Source organism: Brevibacillus sp. WF146 (assembly GCF_001673705.2).
GTDB classification, from domain to species: Bacteria; Bacillota; Bacilli; order Brevibacillales; family Brevibacillaceae; genus Brevibacillus; species Brevibacillus thermoruber.
Genome location: NZ_CP109943.1, coordinates 1,507,079 through 1,527,193, shown reverse-complemented (window position 1 = coordinate 1,527,193; position 20,115 = coordinate 1,507,079). Strand labels below are relative to the sequence as shown.

At 48.2% G+C, this 20,115-nt stretch carries 15 protein-coding genes and 1 pseudogene; 1 reads left to right on the top strand and 15 read right to left on the bottom strand.

Annotated features, from left to right (window positions below; genetic code table 11):
* Window positions 1–183 precede the first annotated feature (183 nt).
* The 13 genes and pseudogenes from A6764_RS07465 to A6764_RS07405 form a co-directional block, all read right to left on the bottom strand.
* Complete coding sequence (locus A6764_RS07465; RefSeq protein ID WP_065066924.1) at window positions 184–873, bottom strand: glycosyltransferase family 2 protein; 690 nt, start codon at window positions 871–873, stop codon at window positions 184–186.
* Window positions 839–2,314, bottom strand: a complete 1,476-nt coding sequence (locus tag A6764_RS07460; RefSeq protein ID WP_065066925.1) for an alkaline phosphatase family protein — start codon at window positions 2,312–2,314, stop codon at window positions 839–841. Before A6764_RS07460 ends, A6764_RS07465 begins: the two co-directional genes overlap by 35 nt.
* Window positions 2,311–3,261 carry an NAD-dependent epimerase/dehydratase family protein gene (locus A6764_RS07455; protein WP_065066926.1) on the bottom strand — a complete coding sequence of 317 codons (951 nt, stop codon included), beginning with the start codon at window positions 3,259–3,261 and terminating at the stop codon, window positions 2,311–2,313. The genes A6764_RS07460 and A6764_RS07455 overlap by 4 nt, the downstream gene beginning before the upstream one ends.
* Window positions 3,258–4,184: an FTR1 family iron permease gene (locus A6764_RS07450; protein WP_065066927.1), complete on the bottom strand. Its 927-nt coding sequence runs from the start codon at window positions 4,182–4,184 to the stop codon at window positions 3,258–3,260. The genes A6764_RS07455 and A6764_RS07450 overlap by 4 nt, the downstream gene beginning before the upstream one ends.
* A 21-nt stretch (window positions 4,185–4,205) precedes the next feature.
* Window positions 4,206–5,693 (bottom strand): glycosyltransferase family 39 protein, encoded by a 1,488-nt coding sequence (locus A6764_RS07445; RefSeq protein WP_255309651.1) that lies wholly within the window; start codon window positions 5,691–5,693, stop codon window positions 4,206–4,208.
* A gap of 45 nt (window positions 5,694–5,738) precedes the next feature.
* Complete coding sequence (locus tag A6764_RS07440) at window positions 5,739–6,503, bottom strand: hypothetical protein (RefSeq protein ID WP_083989779.1); 765 nt, start codon at window positions 6,501–6,503, stop codon at window positions 5,739–5,741.
* Window positions 6,504–6,544: 41 nt separating this feature from the next.
* Complete coding sequence (locus A6764_RS07435; RefSeq protein WP_065066929.1) at window positions 6,545–7,720, bottom strand: hypothetical protein; 1,176 nt, start codon at window positions 7,718–7,720, stop codon at window positions 6,545–6,547.
* A gap of 104 nt (window positions 7,721–7,824) precedes the next feature.
* The gene (locus A6764_RS07430) at window positions 7,825–9,129 is read right to left on the bottom strand and encodes a UDP-glucose dehydrogenase family protein (protein WP_065066930.1); all 1,305 of its coding nucleotides are present in this window, start codon (window positions 9,127–9,129) and stop codon (window positions 7,825–7,827) included.
* The gene (locus tag A6764_RS07425) at window positions 9,122–10,060 is read right to left on the bottom strand and encodes a lysylphosphatidylglycerol synthase transmembrane domain-containing protein (protein ID WP_176703253.1); all 939 of its coding nucleotides are present in this window, start codon (window positions 10,058–10,060) and stop codon (window positions 9,122–9,124) included. The genes A6764_RS07430 and A6764_RS07425 overlap by 8 nt, the downstream gene beginning before the upstream one ends.
* A gap of 550 nt (window positions 10,061–10,610) precedes the next feature.
* Window positions 10,611–11,813, bottom strand: a pseudogene (locus tag A6764_RS07420) (IS256 family transposase); the annotation flags it as partial.
* A 90-nt stretch (window positions 11,814–11,903) separates the two neighbouring features.
* Window positions 11,904–12,626, bottom strand: coding sequence for a M48 family metallopeptidase (locus A6764_RS07415; RefSeq protein WP_065066935.1), 723 nt, complete (start codon window positions 12,624–12,626; stop codon window positions 11,904–11,906).
* 14 nt (window positions 12,627–12,640) lie between these two features.
* The gene (locus A6764_RS07410; RefSeq protein ID WP_065066936.1) at window positions 12,641–15,745 is read right to left on the bottom strand and encodes a type I restriction endonuclease subunit R; all 3,105 of its coding nucleotides are present in this window, start codon (window positions 15,743–15,745) and stop codon (window positions 12,641–12,643) included.
* A 31-nt stretch (window positions 15,746–15,776) separates the two neighbouring features.
* Entirely contained in the window at window positions 15,777–16,340 is a 564-nt protein-coding gene (locus tag A6764_RS07405; RefSeq protein WP_264622470.1) for a restriction endonuclease subunit S, read from the bottom strand.
* Window positions 16,341–16,399: 59 nt separating this feature from the next.
* Here A6764_RS07405 and A6764_RS07400 point away from each other — a divergent pair, with 59 nt between their 5' ends.
* Window positions 16,400–17,626 carry an IS256 family transposase gene (locus A6764_RS07400; RefSeq protein WP_065068428.1) on the top strand — a complete coding sequence of 409 codons (1,227 nt, stop codon included), beginning with the start codon at window positions 16,400–16,402 and terminating at the stop codon, window positions 17,624–17,626.
* Window position 17,627: 1 nt separating this feature from the next.
* Here A6764_RS07400 and A6764_RS07395 read toward each other — a convergent pair whose 3' ends face one another.
* Both A6764_RS07395 and A6764_RS07390 read right to left on the bottom strand, forming a co-directional pair.
* Complete coding sequence (locus A6764_RS07395; protein ID WP_264622469.1) at window positions 17,628–18,521, bottom strand: restriction endonuclease subunit S; 894 nt, start codon at window positions 18,519–18,521, stop codon at window positions 17,628–17,630.
* Between the two features lie 5 nt (window positions 18,522–18,526).
* Window positions 18,527–20,062, bottom strand: coding sequence for a type I restriction-modification system subunit M (locus A6764_RS07390; RefSeq protein WP_065066937.1), 1,536 nt, complete (start codon window positions 20,060–20,062; stop codon window positions 18,527–18,529).
* Window positions 20,063–20,115: the final 53 nt, after the last annotated feature.

Below are 20,115 nucleotides of genomic sequence, written 5' to 3'. Positions count from 1 at the left end.
ACAAGTTTACCTTATCCGGCAGGTGTTTGCTGTCGTGATCATGTTTTTTATGCTTATACCTACTTTTTAGACAGATTGGACGTGATTCGAATGTTTCCCGTTGTGGTTCCCCCTGTTCAGAAAAATTATCGACAAAAGCAAAAAACCCTTGATTTCTCAAGGGTTTGACGAGCGACAAGTTTGCTACTGCCTTCTCCATTCGCGCCAGATCGCAGGGAATACGTTGGTCACATACCCTCTGAAGGTGATAAATGACTCCCCGGTCTGACGGACTTTATAGGGGATATCCACTTCACGCAAGCGGTATCCCTGACGCAAAATATTCATCGTCATCACTTGGGCGTAATTGTAATCGTGAATGATCTCCAGATCCCTAAGGACTGATCGGGAGAAGGCGCGAAAGCCTGTCTGTCCGTCCGTGATCCATTGACGCAAAAGGATGACCTGCAATGCGGTGAAAAAATAGTTTCCCAGCCTCCTGTGCAACTTCATGCCTTTGACCCGTCGCATGAAGCGGGAGGCCAATACATAGTCTGCCTGGCCGTCAAGAATCGGGGCAACCACACGCGGGATATGGTCCGCCGGGTACTCGTCGTCCGCATCGATCATCACAGCCAAATCCGCGCCCAATTCATAGGCTTTCTTCAGACCTGCTCGTACCGCTGCGCCCAATCCCCGATTGGTGGAAAAGCGAAGGATGTGCTCTACTCCTGCTGCCTTGGCCACTTCCTCTGTCCGATCCGTCGAGCCATCGTTTACCACCAACACTTCCACCTGGACATCATGCTGAAAATGTCTGGGTACCTTGCCGATCACACGGGCAATCGATTCTTCCTCGTTAAACGCGGGGATGACGATGATCAGTTTTTTCATGTTGTGTTCCACCATCCTGTACAAACGCTTCGTGTAATACTGGTCCTCTCGCATGGTCTGGAACCGGGACACCCAAGAGCGCGCTGATCGTGGCAGCCACAGATACGATGCTGCGGAACTCGTTCACTCGTTGTCCCTGCTTGATCATGGGGCCATGCATCATGAAAGGAACGAATCGCTCTCCTTCATCGAGATGCCCATGTCCGCCAATCCCGTTTCCTTGTCCGTGGTCAGCCATGACAATAAACGCCGTATCATCCAAAAGCCCGCGCTCTCCCAGCCGGGAGTGGAAGTCTGCGATTAACTTGTCCGCTTCATGAATCTTTTGCAGATATTCGGGGTAATGCACCCCCCGGCTGTGCCCCGTTTGATCGACGGCAATCATCTGGACGATAAACAGATCCGGTTGTTCTCGTTCATAGATCACTTTTGCCTGATTCATAATCTTGTAGTCGACAATATCGTTGTGCGAAACAGCCGTGAAACTCTCCACGTGATCGCCGAACGCGTCAATCAGATGGGCGCAGCCGAACAGAATGCCTTTTTTCCCCTGCTTCTTCAACACGTCGAAAATACTTTCCACCTTCACCCCAAGGCTCCACACCATGTTGGATCGGATGCCGTGCTCCCGTGGATACGTCCCTGTGAACATGGAGGAGAAGCATGTCACGGTCCGGGCAGGATAGATCGTCTCCATCGTCTCATAAACTGTACCTTCCCGCATGAGTTGATGAAGGAATGGCGCATCCGCCTGATACAGCTTGTCTTTTCGGCAACCGTCAATCACCACGATCACCACTCGCTTGGCCAGCGGTTTTCGCGGAAGCTCATTTGGCGTGACGTAATGCGGATACTCCTTGGGCTTCCAGTTAAACAGGAAACGATGAACCAGGTACGCGTAAACGGCCAAGATGATCGTGAAAACGAGTACCTTTCCTCCCGTTCCTCCCCCCGGCTCCGCCTGATAAAGCGCCGTAAACAGGATCAATTGGAGGGGGAATTTCGGTACCTGCTCCAATACATTGCCGCTCGTAGAATCACTGTTGATCAAAAAGAGCTTCCATATCCGCAAAAAGTTCCACCAGGTGGTCCCGATCCGCAGGTGATAATAAAGCGTTCCCCAGAAAAAGACCGTAAAAAACACGTACATACCAAGCGCAAACCAGATGAGATTCCCATCCATTACACCAAACAGGATGCCGCCCGCAAGCAGGGGAACCAGCAAAAACCAGCGCAGATGAAGCGGGAAATCAAACAAATAATACACCACAAAAACAGGCAGCATGTATACAAAGGCATGGAAAAAGGACGCTGCCTGGAGCTGCGTCGCGTGGTACATCAAAAAAACGCCAAGCACAAACACGGGTGTGAATGTCTTGCCTTCATTCAAGACATTCCAGCATCGTGCCATGACAACCTCAATTGCGGAAGCTTTCTTCATCTCTTCACTCCTTCCTCCCAAAACCAGTCAGCAAACAACCGGATTCCCTCTGAAAGCGATACCTGTGCTCGAAATTCCAGCTCTTGCTCGGCACGGGTCGTGTCAGCCCACGTGAGCGGCACATCGCCTGCAGGAAGGTCTCTCCACTCAATCACGGCACGTTTGCCTATTGCCTTCTCCAGTTCTGCCACCAGTTTCTCCAACGGAACCACGCACCCATTCCCCAGGTTATAGGTTCGATTCACAGCTTGGGGACGAAAGCAGGCGCGGACAATGCCGTCGGCAATATCTGACACATAGGTGTAGTCTCGTCCCATTGCGCCCCGGTACAAGGTAATCGGTTCCCCTTTCATCATCTTCATGACAAATTTCCAAAGAGCCATGTCCGGTCGTTGCTCGGGACCGTACACCGTAAACGGACGAACGATCGTCACAGGCAGATGATGCAGCCTCTGATAGGTGTGGCAGTACATCTCGGCGGCTGCCTTCGCCGCGGCATAAGGCGAGACAGGTCGCAGCTCATCATCCTCCCGGCAAGGACGATTGACAGCCGGACCGTAGACGGAGGAAGAGGAAGCGAAGACAAACCGGGATACTCCGAACTGAGCAGCCAAGGAAAGCACATGAACCGTCCCCTTCACATCCACGTCCACGTACTTGGCAGGATGGACAAGCGACGGTTGAACCCCCGGCATGGCAGCGAGGTGAATGACGCGATCAGGCTGAAAACAATGAAATACCTTTTCCAACTCCGAAAAGGTAAGGATATCGACAGGGCGCCATTGTACATGCGGCAACTTCAACAGCTTGTTCAGGCGCTCCTTTTTCCACTTGGGATCATAGTACGGGTCAAGTGAGTCCACGATGAGGACCTGATGATCCGGTTGCAGCTTCTCTACAACATGGGAGCCGATAAAACCGGCTCCCCCTGTAATTAATATCTTCATGCTTCTACTTCCTTTGTCTGTGCAGTCTGTTCAGGTGTCTTCCCTTCTGGCTGTACACGATTTTGCTCTCCGCGACTGCGCAGCAACAAATACAATACCAGGAAATATCCCCAATACAGCAAGAACTCTTCAAGGGAAGGGGTCGATGAGTACCCGAACAACGCCTTCAAGAAAATGCCGATCTGTGCGGAAATGATCGGTTGCTGACCGTGATCCCGGATGTAATGTTCTTCATCGACGGGATGCTCCGGCATAAACCACGTCAGATCATACAATTGCGGCGCCACAGAGCCAATGACATGCATATCCTGAAGGATGGAAAACCCCTGGACGAATAATCCGGCGGCGATCAAAACGATAAATACACCCGTAATCTTGAAGAACGTCTTGAGCTGAATCCGCATCGAACCTTTGAAAAAGAAGTAAGTCACGACAGCGGCCAGAAGGATACCGGCAAATGAGCCCCATGTCTGCATGGCTTTGCCGATGTCTCCGCCCGTAATCGCGGCGAAGAAAAAGACGGTCTCCACACCTTCGCGAAGAACGACGAGAAAAGCGTGAACCACCATGCCGACGATATTGCCAGTCGTAATAAACTGGCTGTATTTTCCCTGCAACTTGCCGGAGACTTCCTTGGATTGCTCCGCCATCCAGAACACCATTTGGGTCAGCAAAACTCCGGAAACGAGCATGATCCCTGCTTTCATATAGTTTTGGGAACCCATTGTGGCGAACCCGTCCAGCACGACCTGGAAGACCAGAGCCATCCCCAATGACGCAACAATCGCGAGAGATGCGCCTAACCAGACGTGTTTGACGTACTCCGGATGATGTACCCGCTTCAGATACGAGGTAATAATTCCGACGATTAACAATGCCTCCAGCGCTTCTCGAAAGGTAATCAAAAATGCTTGCAATTCCACCCCGTTCACCTCCGCATGCTGTCATGAACCTGCTGGCTGCTGCCCGGTCTTGATCAGTCTGATCCACTCTTGTCTTTTATCCTGACGAACTTCGTATAATACGATGTCATGGTACGTGGGATAGAGCCACTCACTTCCCCGAAATCGGGCTACTTCGTCCACGTATTTCTTCAGTTGTTGATTGTGAAATCCGTCCAATACACGATCTGTCAAATAAACATGATCGGGCAGCACGGAATACGCAAGGATGGAAACCTGAAAATCGGACCACTTCCTGAGCCGGACAGTTGTAACAGAAGGATAAAGGTAACGTATGACGCGTTCTTCTTCATACGTATAAATGATACTCGATTCACCACGATCAGCTTGTGCCACATAATGGGCGAGTTGCGCCATTGGTGAATCCGTCACCGGCTGCTCACGGACCTGGATGACACCCACGGCAGCCGTACTTGCGGCCAGCGCTGTCAACAAGATGGGGGAGAACCGTCTCCACTGCTGCAAGCCCCATACAATGCCCCAGATCAATGGAATCATCAATGGCAGAATATGACGGGGCTTCTCGACATTCTGGGCAAAAAAGGCCCAGAGGAGATAGGGAACGATCCACAGGAAAAGCAACACGATGTGTTCTTTGTTCCCTGTTTGTAACCAGCGCGTCTTTCCTGCCGCTATTCCACCCCCCGTGATTCCCGCACAAACAAGAATCAGGATGAGATAGCTGAACCATGAGTTCTGCTCGTTCCACGGCGCACCCAGCCCGGCGGCAAACCACTGTCGCCCAATCCAATAGAGAAGTCGCTCTCCCGCATGGCTTCCTGTGTACGCTCCTCCCCAATCGGAAAAATGACCTTCTGTGAATACTGCTGCCAACTTCCAAAAACCTGTGAGGCTTCCCACATTCTGCACCAATCCGTACAGCCACAACAGATTGACTAATAATGAAGAAACGATCGCACTGCCAACATCGCCGTATCGCCGGGTATCCCTGCCGTACACGTACAATGCCCAGGCAAACACGGCTCCCAATGGCAAGTACGAGATCCTCACGCCGTACAATAAGCCCAGCAGGATTCCCGAGAACACCAGTACCAGTGCCCGCTTTTTCTCCGCCAAACCAGGGTCAACCACAACCAATGAGGCAGCCACGAGCCAGACAGCCAGCAAATTACCGAAGCTGTCCGAAAGCGGTTGGGTTCCCATGACCATGCCAAGCGGGTTTATTGCCCAAAGAACCGCCACCCAAACAGCTGTCCGCTGATGGCTGCACCGTTTGACAATCGAATACAGCGGGAACACTGTGCAGGCGTTCGCAAGAGCAGACAGAAGGGACAGCGCCAAAAACGGATTCGCGATCAAACGCGCGAAGCCAATGGCAACCAACATGTATACCGGATAGCCGGGAAAATGCGGCTGCATCAGCGACAGATCGTAATTGTCCACGCCAAGGGCAAAGTCAACATCATCCCAGCCAGCCGGTCCATGTGCCAGAAATGGCACTCGGATCACAAAGGCCAAGCACGCGATTCCAAACGGAAGCAGGACATTCATCTCTCATGCGCGCCGTTTTTGCATCGTGCGAACAACGATGAACAAGATCACGAGCACGATCAGGACAAGCGGCAGCCAATTCTTTAGATTGTCTGTTATGGTGGAGGTATCATTCCCCACTTCATTTCCCGGACCTTGCCCAGGTGTGAAATGCCCCACTTTCAATTCAGGCATGTTGAAAAATGTCTGAAGGCTTTGCAGGATTTCATCCTTGTGGGTGATGAACGCCTGCTGATCCGGTTCCTTTACGCCAACCCCGAACAACCCGGGATTCCCCAACGCCTGTAGTGTCAGATCAAAACTTTCCCGTACTTTCTGATCCAATGCCGCATCCTTCCCCTTGACGACAGGGGAAAGGGCATCATAGGTTGCCAGCGCTTTGGCAAGCAGCAGTTTGCTCTGCTGATAGTTGGCAAATTCCTTCTCCGCGCTTTCCAGGCGCCTTGCAATGTTTAACACAAGCGTTTTCTGGTACGCACTGATTGCAGCCTGTTTATCCTGCGCCTGCAACGCTTGCGTGATTACCTGACTCGGCTCCGGCCCCATGTGCATGTCCAGTTCCTGTTTGATGCTCTCAAATGCCTGAGAAGCTCCTGCGTAGTCAGCCGGCGTTTGATTCAGTTTTGCCACGACTTGTTTGTAGTTTTCCGCCACAGCCTCTTCGTTTGGATTGCCGTATGAATACGCGAACGCCGCATGCGGCACAAGCGTAAACACCGCCAATAACAAAGCAAAGAGGGAGGACATGAACTTATGTGCATAAGACATTACCCAGCCCCCCTGCAAATCCACTTTCTTATTCTGTTACATTATTTCCCGTATGTTTCAAGCAAGTCGAGCACAGGCTTGATCTGTTTGAAACTCTCATCTGCTTTTGCCTTGTCCTGAGCTTTTACGGCGTCAAGGTACTGTTGCGCAAGTTTCTGGAGGGCATCCGCTTTTTCCGCACTGCCGAGAACCTTCGGCAGATCCGTCTTGATCATATCGATGAACAGAGCTCCTTCGAGCGCGGTGATTGCTGCCTTGTCCTTGCCCCAGTTTTCAACAGACGCTTCATATTCACTCTTGGCTGTCTTCGCAATCGCGCGCACATACGCTTGATTGATTGTGTCGCCCTTGATGTTTTTCACGTCGTTGGAGAGATCGAACTGGCTGTTAATGAAATCGGCATCTTTTTTGTCGTGTTTCTCCAGGTAGGATTGCAGGGATTGGAAGAACGCCCAGCCTTCTGCCTGACCTACTTTCGCGTCATCCGCCTTGCCTTCTTTCACCAGTTTCTCAATCTTGTAGGCGTATCCCTTTTCAGCGCCCGATGCCAGGTAGAATGCTTTCATGATGGATTTGTCGACGAGTTGCTTGCCAAGGTTAAACGCGAGATTGTCGCCTTTTTCAATGGCGCCTTCCATCTCGGCAAAACCGGCGTCAATTGCGCTGACCAGTTGTGTTTCATACGCATTGTCGCGCTTCTCGATCATCGCTTTCAGCACGCCGTCATAATATTCTTTTGCTTCAGCCAATTCCTTTTTCGCTTCGTCTTTGTTGGCGAATTGATCATTTGCTCCCTTGAACTCGTTGCGAATGGAAAGGAACGCCACTTTTTGCAGCAATTTATCGCCGATCTGGGCAACAACTTTTGCCGGCAGCTGACCGTCCTTGCCTGCATTCAAAGCAGCAGTGATTTGTTCGTTCACTTGTGCACTGTTCGCTTCATCCATGGATCGAACATGAGATTTTAATTTTTCGTCGTACAGTTTGATCGCTTTGTCCCAATCCACTTGTTCTGCTTTCAAGACGCCTACCAGTTCTTTGGTTGCGCCGACAAGATCAGCAACCTCAGATTTCTTGGCCTCCTCTTGCGCAGCCGGTTGTTGTGTCGTTTGGGTCTGCGCATTGTCTTGAGGCTGCGCCGCAGGCTTGTCACCGCATCCAGCAAGCAGCAAGCTCATGACCAAAGCAGTCGTGGAAAGAACTTTTACCGGTTTCATGTTACGAGGTCCCCCTAAGGTGCGTTTTATTGATAATCATTATCACTCTCAACAAAACTCATTGTAAAGATAATGAGACTCGTTGTCAATTAGCAAAGAAAAAATTATCGGCCAATCGCTATATAATCGAACCCCATCTGCTCCAGTTTCGCTCGTTGATAAAGAGAGCGAAAATCAAACATAACCTTGCGTGACAAGGCCTGAGCTACTCTTTCCAAATCAAGGTGGCGAAACGATGGCCAATCTGTGACGATTACGATTCCGTCCTGGCCGGCCGCTGCTTCGTACTCGTCTTCGGCGTAGAGACACACATCTCCCCACAACTGCCTGGCCTCATTTAACGCTTGCGGATCATACAGTGTCAGTTCTGCCCCCAACTGCAACAGTTGGTTGATGATGGGAATTGCCGGGGATTGGCGCATGTCGCTGGTTCCCCCTTTGAAGGCTGTTCCCAGCACGCCAAGTTTGATGCCGTCCAGGGTGTTGTAATAATCGCTGATCTTTTGGACAGCGTAGCGATGCTGCATGCGGTTGCTCTCCATCACTGCTTCGATGATCGGCAGGGGCATCCCCCTCTCGCGGAAAAAGTGCGCAAAGGCTGCCGTGTCCTTTGGCAGGCAGGAGCCCCCGTAACCAGGACCCGGTTGAAGGTAAGCCGGACCAATACGAGGGTCCTGGCCAATCGCCCGAGCGATTGTCGAGACATCTGCACCGACCAGATCACACACTCTGGAAATCTCGTTGATAAACGCTACCTTCATCGCCAGAAAGCTGTTTGCGCTGTATTTGATCATCTCTGCTGTCTGAAAGTTGGTATAGATAAACGGTACCTCGCGTTCGATCAACGGCTGATAGATTCGCTGCAACCGTTCGATTGGAAAAGAACGATCCGTCCCGATCACAACGCGATCAGGCCGCATAAAGTCGGCGATGGCCGATCCCTCCCGCAAAAATTCAGGGTTGGTCGCCACCTCAAAAGAACAAATGCCCGCCAGCCGTTCCCCGAGAAATTCCTTCACTCGCTGGGTCGTGCCCGGCGGGACTGTGCTCTTGATCACGATCAGTTTGTCTTCCGTCATGTGTTCGCTGATGGTGGACACGGCTGCGAACAGGTCGGACAGTTCGACGCTGCCATCAGGGAGACTGGGGGTTCCCACCGCGACAAAAATGACATCAGCGGATCGAATCGCCATGGAAGCATCGGGGGTAAACGTCAACAGTCCCTTCTGCATACTCTGGGCCATCCATTCTTCCAGTCCCGGTTCGAAGAAAGGAACCTGCCCTTTGTTCAGCGATTCGATCTTCTCCTTGTCCACATCGGTACAAACGACAGGCCATCCAAAAGCAGAAAGGCCGACCGCTGTTGTCAATCCGACATAACCCGCTCCCAACACGGCAACCTTATCCATTGCTCTCACCTCTGTTCCGATTCTTGCTGATCCAACTTCTCAATTCGCTCCATGGTATGGGGAGAGCGATCCACGCCCACAGCCCTGCCAGATAGGAAAAGGCAAACTTCCATCCGTGAGTCAGCAATGCCACCTCGTATGCTTGCTGCCAGCCCACACCAGCAGTCACCAGCGAAAACGTCATGACACTCTCATACGTGCCCAACCCGCCAGGCGTAAAATGAAACAGCTGCCCTGCGATCGTCATGCTGTTTACCCAGAGACCTTTCAGTACGGAAAGATCGATGGACAAGGCATTCGTCACTCCCAGCACAACAAACGCTTCCAGCCCCCAGCTGGCAGCAATCGCCGCACAGATGAACCATCCTTTGGTGCCTGTAAAGGCTGTTTTGACGATCTGCACATGTTTTTTCAGCAAGGGCTTTTTCATCCCCCAGCGGAGCAAAACAACCAGACCTGCTGCCCCGATACCAGCGACCAGAAACAGAGTCGTCCACGTGTATGCAAGCCCCATCCAGAAGACGCCGATCCCCGCATATGCCGCCAGTACCAACAGATCAAGCGATCGCATCACCACGACAGAATGCAGGGATTCATCCCACTGCACATCCTTTTCTTTCGCCAGCAATCCAATTCGCACGGCGTCCCCTGCCTTGACGGGCAAAACGTGATTGATGAACAAACTGTAGAATTGCGCATACAAAAAGACAGAAAACGCGACATCCTTATTCACATACCATTTCCAGGCAAACGCTCTGAGACAAAAGGCCATCCCATAGAAGAGCGCCATCCCAGCAAGCGTAAACGGATGGTGAAGCAATGTGAGGAGCTGTCTGTTTATCGCCTTCAGATCCAAAAAGAACACGCACAATCCCACAAATGCGGCAAACAACATCAGTTTACACACAAAAAAAAGCAGACGCTTCCCCATACTCATCATGTCCCTCTTCCCGCCTGGAGGTTTACGCACGTCCTTACTTCCATCAGAAAGATTATAAAGATCATAAAGGCAGTTCGCAATGATTCTCAGCTTCTCCCTGATTTTTCCGCCGGACCATAAAAAAACCCCTGCATTCGCAGAGGTTCCCGTCTGTAGACAAAGTCCGCGGTGCCATGTGTGATGGTTCCCGCTCGCTCTCTTGATGACCAGCGAAGGAGTGGGTAGCGTCCGCTCCAAAACGCGGAACGGGCAGGAGGGCCAACATCTGGGTATTTCGAAGAAGTCAGACTTGTGCCCCCTGTTTTCCTCACGTCCTGCGCTTCTCCGCTGAGGAAGTCGTTAGAGGAGCTCGTCTCGGCCCCCATCACTCCATGCCTAGTATTTTTTCTCCGACTTCGCGTAGCACGATAAGGGGAAGGACAGTGCCTTTCCTGATGTCCTATCGATGTAATACACACCATCATCCAATTTGAGTGAGAGGGTCTGTCAATGATTTTGTGTAAACTCCAATAGCCGTTAGGCTCAGCGGAGATATGGTTGAAACTCGCTTCGGAAACTGAACGGACAGTTGTAACAGAATTTGGCCCCAGTTCTGAACTCTCCCCGTCCACTTTCGTAACACATCCATGGTTGCCAGGTAGAGCACTTTGAGCAGGGCTTCGTCTGTAGGGAAAATGGCTTTTCCTTTGGTGACCTTTCTGAGTTGGCGATGGTAGCTCTCAATGACATTGGTTGTGTAGATCAGTTTGCGAATTTCGGGTGAGTACTTGAAGAAGGTGGAGATTTCCGCCCAGTTCGTACGCCAGGAACGGACAATAAGGGGGTACTTTTGTCCCCACGTCTGCTCGAATTGATTCAGTTCTTCCAAGGCGGCCTCTTCCGTGGCCGCTTTATAAATCGGCTGCAGGGCCGACGTGATCTTCTTGATGTCTTTGTAGGAAACGTATTTGATCGAGTTGCGAATCTGGTGGATGATGCACTTCTGGATTTCCGTGATGGGATAGCAAGCGGAAATGGCCTCGGAGAAGCCGCGAAGATTGTCCACACAGGTAATGAGGATGTCTTGCACACCCCGGTTTTTCAACTCGTTTACGACATGAAGCCAGAACTTTGCCGATTCATTTTCCCCGATCCAGATGCCAAGTACATCTTTGTGGCCTTCCAAGTCAATGCCAATGGCCATGTAGGCGGCTTTGTTGACGATGGCACCGTCTTGTTTCACCTTGAAGTGAATGGCATCCAGGAACACGACCGCATATACCGCCTGCAAGGGACGGTTTTGCCATTCTTTGATCAGCGGGACGATCTTGTTGGTCACGTTGGAGATGAGGGTAGGAGAAACCTCGATGCCGTAGAGCTGCTGCAGGTGATCCTGAATGTCGCGGGTAGAAACACCCTTGGCATACATGGCAATGATTTGGTCTTCGATACCCGTCACGTTCGTTTGGTTCTTTTTGACGATGGTCGGCTCAAACTCACCGGCCCGGTCACGCGGAATCTGAATGTCCACATCGCCGTACTCGGAACGCACCTTTTTCTTGCTGTAGCCGTTCCGGCTGTTGGTGGTTTTCTTATTTTTCGTGTCGTGCTTGGCGTAGCCAAGTGACGTCTCCAGTTCGGCTTCCAGCATTTCCTGAAGGGTCTCGGCAAACAACTCCTTCAAGGCCGACTGGACGTCTTCCACCGATTGCATGTTCTTTTCCTTGATCCACTGCTTCAGTTGCTCTTTGGACATCAGGCTCATGGGCTCTCCCAACCTTTCTTAGAATTCATTGTACCCTATTTTGAAGGTTAGGAGTTTACACAAAATAGTTTATAGACTCAAGTTTTCGGACTACAACTCCCGAACAATCTCTTCATCTAATATTGCTTTCCGTTGTTTCCAATCAGGCATCAATGCGGAAAGAAAGCTGTAAAATTGATAATCATGGTTTTTATATAAAAAATGGATGAGCTCATGTAAGACCACATAATCGATACAGTATTTGGGAGCCTTAATCAGCTCGAAATTAAGTAGTATGGCATGAGCATCACTCAAACACGATCCCCATCGTGCCTTCATCGTGCGGATGATCAACTTGGGCTTCCTAACATTATACTTTTGTACCAAAGCATACATCTTATCCAGGGACTCATTGAATACAGTTTCGGCCCTGTTTCGTAACCACTCTCCAAAAAGTTTCTCTTTTCTCTTGAAGTCTAGCTCGTCTTTCACATAAAGGTATATAAATCCTCGATAATACTTAACTCCCTCTGATTCACTTTCTTCAACCCTCAAACGATACTGCTTACCTAAATATTTAAATGACTCTCCGCTAACATATTCCTTTTCGCTTTGTACCTCTGGTTGAACATCTTCAAAAAACTGTATGTTCTTCAAGATCCATGCCGCTTTCTGTTTTACAAAACCGAGAATAAAATCCAGCGGCACTTTCTCGTTTGCCGAAACCATGACTGTCATATCGGGTTTGATGTGAAGATTGACGTGTTTTACTGGTTTCCGTACTAATACAAACGGAATCACCTTTCCTCCGAACTCGACCTGTTGAATCTGCATGTCACCACACCCGTTTAATATCGTCTCAAAGCAACCGTCTTTACACCTTCAATGATTTTGTCAATCTGGTCAAAATCCAGCTTCAAGCCGTGTTTCTTAGCAAAATCGTAAAGTAAATCATCTAGCTCCTGGGCAATGCGATTATGCACTTCCGTATTGTCGTGCCAGTCTACTTTGCTATTGTCCTCAATGATTTTCGTGATTTTAAGTGCTAGGTTACCCATGATGTTTTCGTTAACGACGTACGATGCATTCGCTTCCCTAATTACTTCATTAGCTACTCCGTAAAACGCCTGAGCATTGGGACACTTTCGGATGTTATTGGGATAGGTGACGCCTGACGAACCTGAGCGAAAATCCCGCAAAATCTCCTTCATCCGTTGCAGATATTCCGCCTCGCTGATACGCTTGTCCTTATACGCCTGGAGGGCTTCTTCGATACGTTCGGAGAACTTTTTGTAGTATGCAGGGTTTTCATCCCATTTGGTTTCGATTCGCTTGGACAATCGGGTACGAATCGCGTCTGCCTTAGCCCGTGGGGACTGCAACCGTTGTAACTCTTCCTCAAATCCTTTCTCGTCCATGATATCCACGGGATTCGTGATCCGTATGACCTCTTCCGCTGAAATGTAGTTGTCCATCAGCATCTGCATTTTGGCTTCATATTCTTTGTGGTCAATCGTATCGCTGTACCTCAGCTTCACGCTTTTGCGGAGTTCCTGATAAAACTTCAAATCCTTCTTGTATCGATTGAGTTCCTCCGCTCCCAATGCCCTGTACACATTTTCCGACTCCAGGGCGATCCCCAAATGGCGTCCAAACTGGCTGAGCACGTTGTAAAAATGTTCCCTGAGCTCCTCGTTTTCCAGGAGAACCTCGTATTCTTCGATGTCGCTTTTGTTTTTCACAGGGATGAAAATGTTCATGAGTTCCGTATGATAATGCCTGAGCGTTCCGATAACACTGATCACATCGTACAATGTGCCTTTTAAGTCCTTCGGGTCGAAATTCTCCAGACCCGCCCCCGAATACATCTCCATCGCTTCATCCAGCTTGTCGAGCAATCCTCGATAGTCAATGATGAGACCGTAATCCTTGCCTTCGTACAGGCGGTTCACCCTAGCAATGGCTTGCAAGAGTGTATGTTCTTTCATCGGTTTATCGACATACAAAACCGTCGCTCTTGGGGCGTCAAAACCCGTCAGCAATTTATCGACAACAATGAGAAGGTCGATGTCGTCGCCGTTGATAAATTCATCCTTGATCGCTTCTTCGTAGGCTTCCTCGTTCCCGTATTTGTCCATCATCCGTTTCCAAAACTGCTGAACTTTATCGTCGGTGCTTTCGTCCACCTCATGATGCCCTTCCCGCTGATCAGGGTGAGAAATGACCACGGCACAGTACAAATCGCCCAGTTCTTCGAACGCCTCCAGATAACGGATGGCTTCTTTCTTGCTGTTCGTCGCCAACATGGCCTTGAAATGAGATCCTTGGGTCTTGTAATTGTGCAGAAAATGTTCGTTGATATCGAAAGCGATCATTTTAATCCGCTGATCAGACGAGGCAATGCGTTCAAACTGGCTCCACTTTCGCATCACTTCTTCTTTTTGCTTTTCATTCAGGTGGCGGGTGATCATCTCCAAACGGTGGTCGATGGCTTTGCGGTTTACCGTTTGCTCGACCATCTTGCCTTCGTAGAGAAGTGGGACAATCGCCTTGTCACGAACCCCGTCGGCAATCGTATAGGCATGGATCAGCTTACCGAATTTGACCATCGTATTTTTTTCTTTTTTCATCAGCGGTGTCCCCGTAAAACCAAGGTAGCAGGCATTGGGGAATACCTGTTTCATTTTGTTATGCAGTTCCCCGTACTGCGTCCGATGGGATTCGTCCACAAGGATAAAAATATCTCTGGAGAGAATCGGCTTTTGTTTTACCGCCGCTGTATCAAACTTGTGGACGAGGGTCATCACAATGTCGGCATTGTTGTCGTTGATCAAATCCACCAAATGTTTGCCCGATGTGGCTCGGCTTGCCTTGAGCCTGGTATGATGAAACGTTCGGTGAATTTGCTTATCCAGCTCTTTTCTGTCTGTCACTACAATGACCTTCGGGTTGATGTATTGCATCTCTGTAAGCAGATACTTGGCCAGCATCACCATCGTGAGCGATTTCCCCGAACCTTGGGTATGCCAGATGACCCCGCCTTGGCGATTGCCGTTTTGGTCGGTCTCCTCGACGGTTTTGAGGATTTCTTTGATGGCAAAATATTGCTGGTAACGGGTGATCTTCTTCTCATTTTTGTCAAACAGCACAAAATAGCGTGTCAACTCCAGCAAACGCTTGGGATGGAACAGGGAAATGATGTTTTTATCCTGATTCGTCGGCAGACGGTGACGCACCGTCTTGCTGATTTGTTCCTGCAACCAATCTTCGTCTTCTTCTTTCCATACCGACCAAAACTTCTTGGGTGTGTTGCATGTCGCATACTGAGTTTCGTTCTTGTTGGTTGACATCAAGATCTGAACAAACTTGAATAGTTGAGGGATGTAATCCTTGCCCTGGTTGCGGATCATCTGGCTGATGCCCTGCCCTATGGAAATCGAGGCTTTTTTACATTCGATGACCGCAAAGGGTATCCCGTTAACGTAAAGCACGATGTCAGGACGGGCTGTGTCTTGCCCGTCCATCTTCTCGACCACTACTTCTTCCACCACATGAAAGACATTGTTTTCAATGTTGTCCCAATCGATGTACTGAATCGTGAACGATTTCTTGGAGCCATCGGGCAGATTTTCAGTGTAGCTTCTCCCCAGCATCAACGATTCGTAAATCTTCTCGTTACTTTTCACCAATCCGTCCGTCAGCGGCTCATCTAAATCCCGAATCGCCTGCTGGATATTCCGTTCGCTGAAGCGATGTGTAACCCCTTTGTATTCATAAGTATTCAGCTCCCGAAGCTTTTCCTCTAGCACATTTTTCAAAATCACGTAAAATTGATTACCCCGCATCGCTTCCGCTTCTTTGTGAGTCAGGTAACGATAGCCTAACGCCTTTAACACCTCAATGGCTGGCTGCTGGCTGATATTCCGTTCATCATAATCCTTTGCTTTGGGCATATTTTCACCTCCCCATTTGCAAGGTGAAGCGTTAGCACTTCACTCGAACTTTTCCTGTAAGCAACAATTGCATGAGGCCTTTTTTCTGTTGTTTTAGAGCTTTGAGTTCTTCCTCCAAAACTTTGATTTCTTTTTCAGATGTTAATATAATCTCTGCAATTTTTTGTTGTTCATATAACGGCGGCAATGGTATTTGTATCGTAGAAAAGTCTTTCCATCTTAGACTTCCTCTTCTATCTACTGAAGCAGACATCATTGTTTCAAATATTCGCCTATAGGTTTCTGTTTTTAATAAGAAATACAAGTAATTGTTGTCAACCTCTTTTTTTGCTTTAAATACTGTATACATAGGACTTACTAATCCGTAATCATACAATTTCTGTAATCCAATCGACCCTTCCTCAATATGATTTGTAGCATAGACAAAATGATTCCTTTTAACTACCTTATATTTAGTCAAATTTTCACTGAAAACTTTTTTGCCAAAATATTTTAATGAATCAACTAATCCATCATATTTGGTACACGATAAAACAGTTGAGTCCATATAATTGTGTAAAAACGGAGTCTCTTTAAAATAAGAGAGCCATTTCAAAAAACCCTCGGTTAGAATGAAGTTGTCCAGACAACATTCCAGGAGAGGGGATTTTGAAAATGGCTCATTACCAGATTACTGTAGATTCGCAGCTTTTGCAGCAACTATTTCTCGGAAATTCGCAGGATTCGGGGGTGGCCAAGCTGCTGGAATCGGTATTGAATCAGGTATTGCAGGCCCAGGCTACGGAACAGCTTTCTGCGGAACCGTACGAACGTACAGATGAACGTCAAGGTTATCGAAACGGTACATATCCTCATCAATTGACCACGCGTGTGGGAACGGTCACCCTTCGGGTGCCACGAATTCGAAACGGAAAGTTCTCGACAGAAATGTTTGCCCGCTATCAGCGAAGTGAACAAGCCTTGGTTTTAGCTCTCATGGAAATGGTGGTGAATGGGGTATCAACTCGAAAAGTTGCCCAAATCACGGAGGAACTGTGTGGAACCGAATTCTCTAAGTCTACTGTTTCCGACCTGTGTAAACGCCTGGATCCGATTGTAACGGCTTGGAACAACCGAAATCTACGAGAGAGCTTCTATCCATTTCTCATTGTAGATGCCCTCGTTTTAAAGGTGCGTGAAGAGGGGCGTGTACGCTCTCGTGGCGTGATGTTGGCCTACGGGGTGAATAAGGAAGGCTACCGAGAAGTCCTTGGACTGATGCTTGGAGATAGTGAATCAGAGGCCAGTTGGAGTGAGTTTTTTAGCTGGCTGAAAGATCGAGGCTTGCGAGGCGTAGAACTGATTGTGTCCGATCAACATGGTGGGCTCGTACGAGCCATTCGTACTCATTTTCAAGGGGTGACGTGGCAACGGTGTCAGACTCATTTTATGCGAAATATTCTTGACGCCACCCCCAAGCAGCTGCAGGAGGAGTTGTATCCCCGTGTTCGTGCGATTTTGGATGCCCCTGATCTTGAAACGGCACGGTTGTTGTTGCAACAAACGGTGGAAATATACGAGGCCAAAGCTACAAAGGCGATTTCGGTTTTGGAGAATGGTTTTGATGATGCCACAGCCATTCTTCTGCTGCCCGAAAAGTACCGTAAACGACTTCGGACAACAAATGGCATGGAGCGACTCAACGAAGAAATTCGACGACGAGAACGTGTCATTCGCATTTTTCCTAACCGTGAATCGGTTATTCGCCTAATCGGAGCTTTGCTTATGGAGATAGACGAAAAATGGGCAAGTGGCAAAAAGTATCTCGATATGGCAGAGTATTTGGAATGGCGAGAAACTCAGGCAACAAAAGCGGTGTCTAAAGTGACTCGCATTGGCTAATTTATTTCTCTACCGAGGGGAATTTACACACAAATACGGACTTGATCGATAAAACCGTGTACTCCTTATTGTCTTTATTAGTTATTGATACTTCTTCTGCAATATTTCCTATTTTTTCAAATGACCACTCCCATGGAATACTGAACCACTTTACTTTTTTGTAGCCATCTGGAACTTTACCTTCATTTAACATTTCCAAGCGTTTGTTAATTTCTTTTGAACCTAAGTTACTACCATCATTCCATCGAATTTTCCCTGTCAATAGATTCTGCATCAAGCCTTTTTTCTGCTCTTTTTTCTGCTCAATCAGTTTCTCTTTTAGCTCGATGGCTTTGTCCCAGGTGGAAAGAATATCGGCTATTTTATTTTGTTCAGCAAAATCAGGGACTGGAACTTTTAATTTATTCATGTCACTAGCTAAAATATGTTCAACTGTATTACCCGTTTTTATTTTATAAAAGAGCTTTTTTCCATAATCCGAATTGAATAGATAAGAATAGTAGTAGGAATTCACTTTATCTTTAGGTGTCATTATAATTAATGCATGACAATTGCTATTTATATATTCATCATTTATTACTGCACATTCCCCAACGTGACCAGATTGAACCATTACTATATCGCCTAAACTTAGCCTTGACTTTTGTTGTTTTTCATGGAACTCTTGGCTAACATAAACAATATCTTCTGAAATAATTTTTCCGTTTTTTATATTTTTTCCTTGCAGATACTTCACCCCTTGTTCAACATAAAAAGGGGTGGCTGTTCCGACAAAACCATTTCTGATTTTAGGAAATAGGGAACTTAACTTTTCAATTTTCCATTCAGAGGGGATAACACCTACCGCTGTTCTTTTATATCCTGCGGGGATTTCATCTATATTTGACATGGCCATTAGTTTCATACCCCCTTCAATCCCAACTCTTCCAAATACTTTTCCATCTGCCGCTCTACTTCCTGAAGCTCTCGCTTGATGTTGGCAATGTTCTCCTTCACCGCATCCATATCAACCAGTTCTTCTTCCTCAAACGTATCGACATATCGCGGAATGTTCAGGTTGTAATCGTTCTCTTTAATCTCATCGATGCTTGCGACATAGGAATACTTGTCAACGGTTTCGTACTTCTCATACGTCTCAACAATTTTTTGAATATCCTGCTCCCTAAGCCTGTTCTGGTTTTTTCCTTTTTCGTAGTTTCCTTCTCCCGAGGCATCAATGAACAGAACGTCTTTTCTCGTGCGGTTCTTCTTAAACAACATCACACATGCGGGAATACCTGTACCAAAGAACAAGTTTTCTGGCAATCCGATAACGGCATCGAGCAAATTATGCTTGATGATTTCTTTCCGTATTTTCGCCTCGCTCGCGCCTCTGAACAGCACGCCATGGGGTAGGATCACCGCCGCTCGCCCGTTTTCCGCAAGCGAATAGAGCATATGCAGGACAAAAGCATAGTCTCCTTTGGATGCAGGCGGCACTCCCCATTCAAATCGCCCATGTGGATCCAGGCTTGCTTCCATCTTGAACTTTGCGTCGTTAATGCCTTCCCTCGCGAAGCCCATCGCCCATTTGTCGAGCGAAAATGGAGGATTGGCGACGATTACCTGGAATTTCATCAATTTGCAGTCTTTCAAATGAAGCGGATTGGCCAAGGTGTCTCCCCATTCAATCCTTGCATCGTCAATGCCATGCAGATACATGTTCATCAACGCCAGGGAATGGGTTTGACCGTTCCGTTCCTGTCCATAAACTGCCACTTTTCGGCTTGGCACTTGTCTGACCACCCGAATCAGAAGGGAACCCGAACCGCAAGTGGGGTCGTAAATCCGATCGTTTTCCTGCGGTTTGACCAGTCTCGCCAATAGTTCTGATACTTCTGGCGGCGTAAAAAATTCTCCGCCTTTTTTGCCGGCATCGCTAGCAAACAAACTGATCATGTATTGATAGGCGTTACCGATAATATCCTCGTCCTCAAGCACTGATGGACGCAAATCCAGCTTGGCGAAATCCTCCAATAGCGTTTTTAGCATCGCGTTTCGTTCTTTCGTTTTTCCCAGAATCGCTTCGGAGTTGAAGTCGATATTACGGAACACGCCCCGCAATTTTCCCGTATTTTCATTTTCCATATGTTCCAAAGCTTTGTTGATGATCTCACCAATTTCAGGATCGTTCCGTTTGCTGTAAATGTAATCGAACGTGGAGGATTCATCGAGGATAAACCGCTCCCTGGACATCGCCCGCTTAATCCGTTCCTGATCACCGTTATATCGTTTAACGTACTCTTCAAGCCGTTCTTTGTATGTATCGCTCAAATATTTGACGAACAGCATGACCAAAACATAATCCTTGTAAATGCTGGAATCAATTTTCCCTCTGAATGTGTCACATGCCTGCCAAAGAACCGCATTTATATAGGCTTGCGTTGTTTTTTCCATGTTAGCTCCTCACATTTCGATCATTTTATACGGGATGTGTAACCACCTTTAGA

Excerpts from the sequence above, each read along its gene's own strand:
- A6764_RS07465 (WP_065066924.1), bottom strand. The coding sequence starts at position 873 with ATGAAAAAACTGATCATCGTCATCCCCGCGTTTAACGAGGAAGAATCG.
- A6764_RS07460 (WP_065066925.1), bottom strand. The coding sequence starts at position 2,314 with ATGAAGAAAGCTTCCGCAATTGAGGTTGTCATGGCACGATGCTGGAAT.
- A6764_RS07455 (WP_065066926.1), bottom strand. The coding sequence starts at position 3,261 with ATGAAGATATTAATTACAGGGGGAGCCGGTTTTATCGGCTCCCATGTT.
- A6764_RS07440 (WP_083989779.1), bottom strand. The coding sequence starts at position 6,503 with ATGTCTTATGCACATAAGTTCATGTCCTCCCTCTTTGCTTTGTTATTG.
- A6764_RS07435 (WP_065066929.1), bottom strand. The coding sequence starts at position 7,720 with ATGAAACCGGTAAAAGTTCTTTCCACGACTGCTTTGGTCATGAGCTTG.
- A6764_RS07430 (WP_065066930.1), bottom strand. The coding sequence starts at position 9,129 with ATGGATAAGGTTGCCGTGTTGGGAGCGGGTTATGTCGGATTGACAACA.
- A6764_RS07425 (WP_176703253.1), bottom strand. The coding sequence starts at position 10,060 with ATGGGGAAGCGTCTGCTTTTTTTTGTGTGTAAACTGATGTTGTTTGCC.
- A6764_RS07415 (WP_065066935.1), bottom strand. The coding sequence starts at position 12,626 with ATGCAGATTCAACAGGTCGAGTTCGGAGGAAAGGTGATTCCGTTTGTA.
- A6764_RS07410 (WP_065066936.1), bottom strand. The coding sequence starts at position 15,745 with ATGCCCAAAGCAAAGGATTATGATGAACGGAATATCAGCCAGCAGCCA.
- A6764_RS07400 (WP_065068428.1), top strand. The coding sequence starts at position 16,400 with ATGGCTCATTACCAGATTACTGTAGATTCGCAGCTTTTGCAGCAACTA.
- A6764_RS07395 (WP_264622469.1), bottom strand. The coding sequence starts at position 18,521 with ATGGCCATGTCAAATATAGATGAAATCCCCGCAGGATATAAAAGAACA.
- A6764_RS07390 (WP_065066937.1), bottom strand. The coding sequence starts at position 20,062 with ATGGAAAAAACAACGCAAGCCTATATAAATGCGGTTCTTTGGCAGGCA.